We start from the raw sequence: 6000 nt of genomic DNA, 5'->3' as shown, positions 1-6000 counted from the left end.
CACCAGGCGGAGGGGAGCCGGGGTGTTTTTCTTCCCGTCTTTGTGGGGGGGGGGGGGGGGGGGGGGTTTGTTTCCCCCCCCCCCCCCCCCCCCACGACCACCCCGACCCAACACCTTTCCGGCGTCTTTGGCCGCCCGCGGGACATGGCCACCCCGAACGCTAGGAACACGAAGAGCGCGTCAGCCTTCCCAGGCGGCCTTGTGCAGCCGCCGCAGCGCCCGCACCGCGGCCACCGCGCGTTCCCGGTCCACCGCCTGCACCGCCATGACCGAGTAGTACTCGTCGTCCGGCAGTTCCAGCCGCGCCCACGAGGCCCCGTCCGGGAAGCTCACCGAGAGCACCTCGCTCCACGCGAACTTCTTGGTCATCAGCACGTTCCGGACCTCGATGCCGTCGGCGTCGGCCTTCACGCGCGCGGTCGCGAACAGCATCGTGCCCGCGGCGAGCAGGACCCCGATACCGATCATCGCCGCCTGGTCGGACGGCTGGAAGATCACGCCGGTGTCCGAGCCGCGCAGCAGGACCGCGACGACCACGAACGTCGCCAGCATGATCACCGCCAGCACCGAGCACATCACCAGGGCACGGCGGGGCCGCACCACCACGACCTCGGATTCCGTCATCACATCCGCCTCGACGCTCACACGAAGCCCCGCTCGGTCCACGGCTGGCGCAGGTTCCGCAACGCGTGCGCGGCGTCCAGCGCGGCGACCGTCGCTTCGTAGCCTTTGTCCTCGGCGGAGCCGGGCAGCCCCGACCGGTCGAGGGCCTGCTGCTCGGTGTCGCAGGTGAGGACGCCGTTGCCGACCGGGGTGCTCTCGTCGAGCGCGACCCTGGTCAGGCCCGCGGTGACCGCGTCGCAGACGTACTCGAAGTGCGGCGTCCCGCCCCGGATGACCACGCCCAGCGCGACGACCGCGTCGTGCGTGCGGGCCAGCGCCTGCGCGGCGACGGGCAGTTCGACGGCGCCCGCGACGCGCACGACCGTCGGCTCCTCCTCCAGGTCGGCCGCCTTGGCCGCCTCGAGGGCGCGTTCCAGCAGCGCGCTCGTGATCTTCGTGTGCCAGCGCGTGGCCACGATCCCGAGCCGGATGTTCTTACAGTCGGACAGGTCGAGTTCGACGTCCGGACGGCCCTCGCCGCTCACCGCGTGCCACCTCCGTTGCCCTGGTCGACCTCGGCGCCGACCTGGTCGAAATGCTCCAGCTGGGACAGGTCGTGCCCCATCCGGTCCCGTTTGGTCTTGAGGTAGCGCAGGTTCTCCGGGTTCGGCGAGATCGGCAGCGACACCCGCCCGCTCACCCGCAGGCCGTAGCCCTCCAGCCCGACACGCTTGGCCGGGTTGTTCGTCAGCAGCCGCATCGAGCGGACGCCGAGGTCGCACAGGATCTGCGCGCCGGTGCCGTAGTCCCGCGCGTCGGCGGGGACGCCGAGCTGCAGGTTCGCGTCGACGGTGTCCGCGCCGGCGTCCTGCAGCTGGTAGGCCTGCAGTTTGTGCAGCAGCCCGATGCCGCGGCCCTCGTGGCCGCGGATGTAGAGCACGATCCCGCGCCCTTCCTTGGCGACCGCTTCCAGCGCGGCCTCCAGCTGCGGGCCGCAGTCGCAGCGCAGCGAACCGAAGACGTCACCGGTCAGGCACTCGGAGTGCACGCGGACCAGGATGTCCTCGCCGTCGCCGATCTCGCCGTAGACGAACGCGATGTGCTCGATCCCGTCGAGCAGGCTGTCGTAGCCGACCGCCCGGAACGTGCCCGCGGCCAGCGGGATACGCGCCTCGGCGACCCGCTCGACCTGCTTCTCGGTGCGCCGCCGGTACGCGATCAGGTCGGCGATGGTGATCATCTTGAGGTCGTGGTCCGCGGCGAAGACCTCGAGTTCGTCGCGGCGGGCCATGTCGCCCTCGTCCTTCTGCGAAACGATCTCGCAGAGCACGCCGGACGGGGAAAGCCCGGCGAGCCGGGCCAGGTCGACGGCGGCTTCGGTGTGCCCCGGGCGCCGCAGGACACCGCCCTGCTTGGCGCGCAGCGGGACCACGTGGCCGGGCCGCCGGAAGTCCGACGCCTTGGACGCCGGGTCGGCGAGCAGCCGGACGGTGTGCGACCGGTCGGCCGCGGAGATACCGGTGGTGATGCCCTCCGCGGCGTCGACCGTGACGCTGTACGCGGTGCCGCGCTGGTCCTGGTTCGTGTGGTACATCGGCGGCAGGTCGAGCCTGTCCGCCTCGGGTTCGGTCAGCGCCACGCAGACGTACCCCGAGGTGTAGCGCACCATGAAGGCCATCAGTTCCGGCGTGGCCTTCTCCGCCGCGAAGATCAGGTCACCCTCGTTCTCGCGGTCCTCGTCGTCCACCACGACGACCGGACGGCCGGCCTTGATGTCGGCGATGGCCGCCTCGATGGCATCGGCGTTCACGGCCACCCCGCCTCCACAGGGGGTCAGATCCGCCGACCCCGGAATCGCACTCGTCTCGCTCACGCCCGCTCCTCCGTACCGCCATTGTCCCCCTGCGCGCGCAGGTGCGGCATGGCCAGCTTCTCGACGTACTTGGCGACCACGTCGACCTCGAGGTTCACCAGGTCACCCGGGGTGTTCCGGCCGAGCGTGGTGAGTTCGAGGGTGGTCGGGATCAGGGCGACGGAGAACTCCTCGTCGGTCACCGAAGCGACCGTGAGGGAGACGCCGTCGACCGCGATCGACCCCTTCTCGACCACGTACCGGGACAGCTTCTTCGGCAGCGCGAACGTGGTGAGTCCCTGCTCGTCGCGTTTGAGGAAGACGCCGGTGCCGTCGACATGGCCCTGCATGATGTGCCCGCCGAGCCTGCCGCCCGCCGGCGTCGCGCGTTCGAGGTTGACGACGTCGCCGACCTGCACCTTCGCGAGGCTGGAGCGCTGCAGGGTCTCGTGCACGACATCGACGGTAAACTCACCGCCCGCCACCGCGACCACGGTGAGGCACACGCCACTCACCGCGATGGAGTCGCCGTGCCCGGCGTCGCTGGTCACCAGCGGCCCCCGAACGGTCAGTCTCGCGGCGTTCGGGACCTGCTCGACCGCGGTGACCTCGCCGAGTTCCTCGACAATGCCGGTGAACACTCCTGCTGCCCTCCTCCTGGCTCGCACCGTCGCTGGGAACGGTGCTCCCCACATCCAACACCCATCGGGGCCGATTCCTTCTCCTGACCCGACGGCGGATCACCGAGGCGGGATCAGCCGCGGACGCGGGCCGCCTGCTCGCGCAGCGCCGCGACCGCCTTACCAGGGTCTTCGGCACCGTAGACGGCGGAACCGGCGACGAAGCAGTCCACACCGGCTTCGGCGGCCTGCTCGATGGTGTCGGCGTTGATCCCGCCGTCGATCTCGACGACGAGCTTGAGGTGGCCGGTGTCGACGAGGCGCCGCGCGGTGCGCACCTTGTCGAGGACGCCCTCGATGAACGACTGACCGCCGAAACCGGGCTCGACCGACATCACCAGCAGCGTGTCGTAGTGCTTGAGCGTCTCGAGGTGGTCCTCGATCGGCGTGTTCGGCTTGATCGACAGACCGGCCTTCGCCCCGGCGGCGCGCAGGTTCTTCGCCAGCGCGATCGGGTCGTGCGCGGCCTCGACGTGCACGGTGACGTTGTAGGCGCCCGCCTCGGCGTACCCGATGGCCCACTTGTCGGGGTTCTCGATCATCAGGTGGCAGTCGATCGGCACGTCGGTGGCCTTGAGCAGGGACCGCACCACGGGCAGGCCCAGGGTCAGGTTCGGCACGAAATGCGCGTCCATGACGTCGACGTGGACCCAGTCCGCGCGGGTTTCCCCCTCCCCCGCGACGGCGCGGATCTCTTCGCCGAGGCGGGCGAAGTCCGCGGAGAGGATGCTGGGTGCGATCAAAGGTCGGTGAGCCACGCGCCCGAGTGTAGGAGGGCGCCGCTAACGCCCGCTAACCGGCTGTGACCGGCGACCCGGTCTGCAGTATGACGCGAAATGGCACCGCAGTGGGAGGTGCGCGCACGCGCCGCCGAATAGCGTTCCGGTCATGGTCAACCCCCTGAAACCCCTCGTGCGGATCGGCGGCTACCGCAGCATGCCGTTCGGGCTCCTCGGCATGGTGATGACGGCGGTGCCGTTCCCGATCGCGCTCATCCCCGCCGTGCTGATTCCCGGCGACGTGCGGCTGAAGTTCGTCTACGGGATGCTCGCCATGGGCGTGCTGGTCGTGCTGGCCGGTTTGCCGGGGCCGATGCGGCGGGTCGGGATCTGGTTCTCCAACCAGATGCTGGGCACCCGGATCGCGCAGCCCTTGCCGAACACGAAGGTCGCCTGGGCCGAGCGCTGGCGTTCGGCGGCCTGGCTGCTCGTGCACACCGCGCTCGGCTGGGTGCTGTTCGGCCTCGGCTGTTTCCTGATGCTCGGCTTCGTGTTCGCCATCGTGTGGGCTGGAGGCGGCGGCAGCCCCATCGAGTTCTTCGGGGAACGGGTGACGATCGAATCGGGCACCGGCGGGCTGTGGACACTGCCGATCGCGCTGGTCACGCTCGTCGTCATCGCCTACGTCCTCGCAGGTTTCACCAAACTGTTCCAGTACAGCGCGGTCGCGCTGCTGGGTCCCTCGGCCGCCGAACGCGTCGCCGCCGCCGAAGTCCGGGCGAACCACTTCGAACAGCGCAACCGGCTGGCCCGCGAACTGCACGATTCCATCGGCCACACGCTGACGACGTCGACCATCCAGGCGGCCGCGGCCGCCGAACTGGTCGATTCCGAACCGCAGCTGGTGCGCCGGGCGCTGGGCACCATCGAGGAGTCGTCCCGTGCGGCGCTCGAAGACCTCGACCACGTACTGGGCCTGCTGCGGGACGACCGGTCCTCCCGCGAACCCGAACGACGGCTGATCGAGGTCGGCACGCTGGCCGAACGGGCTCGCGCTGGTGGCGCGGTGATCGACTACGAGCTGAGCGGGCCCGCCGCGGAACTTCCCGCGACCCTTTCGCGGGAGGCGTACCGGATCGTCCAAGAAGGACTGACGAACGCGCTGCGGCACGCTCATCCCGGCCCGGTGACCGTGCGGGTCGCGGTGCTCGCCGACGCGTTGCGGATCGAGATCGTGAACCCGCTCGTGGAGCACACGGCCGCTTCCGGCCGCGGCGGCAACGGACTGCCGGGTCTCACCGAACGCGTCGAAGCGCTGCGCGGCGAGCTCGTCGCCGGCCCCGCCGTCGACGGGGAGCCGCTGTGGCGGCTGGTGACCACGATCCCGCTACGGTCGCGCCCATGACCCTGCGTGTCCTGATCGTCGACGACGAACCCTTGCTGCGTGCCGGTTTGCGCTCGCTGCTGGACAACCAGCCCGATCTGACCGTGGCCGGGGAGGCCGGCGACGGCGGCGAAGTGGTCGATCTGGTGCGGCGGACGCATCCCGACGTGGTCCTGATGGACGTACGGATGCCCGGGGTGGACGGGATCGAGGCGACCCGGCGGGTACTGGCCGAAATCCCCGAACCGCCGAAGGTCCTCGTGATCACGACGTTCGACAACGACGACTACGTCTACGACGCGCTGCTGGCCGGGGCGAGCGGATTCCTGCTGAAGCGGGCCCGCAAGGAGGAGTTCGCGCACGCCATCCGGACCATCGCCGCCGGGGAGACACTGCTGTTCCCCGACGCCATCCGGCGGATGGTCACCGCGCGCCCGACGCCGTCCGGCCTCGCTCCGCGGCCTTCCTCGCTGACGAAACGGGAGACCGAGGTGCTGCGGCTCATCGCCACGGGGATGTCCAATGTGGACATAGCAGCCGAGTTGGTGATCAGTCTCGAAACCGTCAAGACCCATGTGGGCAACATCTTCGGGAAGCTGGGCGCGGCCAACCGGAGCCAGGCGGTGGTGTTCGCCTACGAGACCGGCATCGTCGCACCGGGGCACAGCCTGCGCTAGGCCTCTCCTCGCGCGGCCCCACGCCCGGCCGTGTCGCGAAAGTGGCCGCGGCGCCTTGCACCCGAGAGTCCGTGAAGGCCTCCTT

Annotated in this window: 7 protein-coding genes; 2 read left to right on the top strand and 5 right to left on the bottom strand. The window is 70.2% G+C overall.

Translation table 11 applies throughout. From position 1 onward, the window contains the following. Positions 1–180 precede the first annotated feature (180 nt). From AC069I_RS35200 to rpe, 5 genes are all read right to left on the bottom strand, one after another. Positions 181–624, bottom strand: a complete 444-nt coding sequence (locus AC069I_RS35200) for a PH domain-containing protein (RefSeq protein WP_125674999.1) — start codon at positions 622–624, stop codon at positions 181–183. Between the two features lie 17 nt (positions 625–641). Then, positions 642–1148 carry a 6,7-dimethyl-8-ribityllumazine synthase gene (gene ribH, locus AC069I_RS35195; protein ID WP_340683130.1) on the bottom strand — a complete coding sequence of 169 codons (507 nt, stop codon included), beginning with the start codon at positions 1146–1148 and terminating at the stop codon, positions 642–644. Beyond that, a complete protein-coding gene (locus AC069I_RS35190; protein ID WP_185927029.1) occupies positions 1145–2419 on the bottom strand; it encodes a bifunctional 3,4-dihydroxy-2-butanone-4-phosphate synthase/GTP cyclohydrolase II in 1275 nt (424 codons plus the stop codon). Before AC069I_RS35190 ends, ribH begins: the two co-directional genes overlap by 4 nt. 53 nt (positions 2420–2472) lie before the next feature. Beyond that, the gene (locus AC069I_RS35185; protein ID WP_016333119.1) at positions 2473–3096 is read right to left on the bottom strand and encodes a riboflavin synthase; all 624 of its coding nucleotides are present in this window, start codon (positions 3094–3096) and stop codon (positions 2473–2475) included. Between the two features lie 113 nt (positions 3097–3209). Further along, the gene (gene rpe / locus AC069I_RS35180) at positions 3210–3878 is read right to left on the bottom strand and encodes a ribulose-phosphate 3-epimerase (RefSeq protein ID WP_478227610.1); all 669 of its coding nucleotides are present in this window, start codon (positions 3876–3878) and stop codon (positions 3210–3212) included. Positions 3879–4023: 145 nt separating this feature from the next. Here rpe and AC069I_RS35175 point away from each other — a divergent pair, with 145 nt between their 5' ends. Continuing rightward, positions 4024–5259, top strand: coding sequence for a sensor histidine kinase (locus AC069I_RS35175; RefSeq protein ID WP_478227511.1), 1236 nt, complete (start codon positions 4024–4026; stop codon positions 5257–5259). Further along, positions 5256–5915, top strand: coding sequence for a response regulator transcription factor (locus tag AC069I_RS35170; protein ID WP_478227510.1), 660 nt, complete (start codon positions 5256–5258; stop codon positions 5913–5915). Before AC069I_RS35175 ends, AC069I_RS35170 begins: the two co-directional genes overlap by 4 nt. The last annotated feature ends 85 nt before the right edge of the window (positions 5916–6000 follow it).

It is taken from the genome of Amycolatopsis sp. NPDC043885 (genome assembly GCF_056435685.1).
The sequence above is the reverse complement of the archived record's forward strand: the minus strand, read 5'-3'. Positions and strand labels throughout refer to the sequence as shown.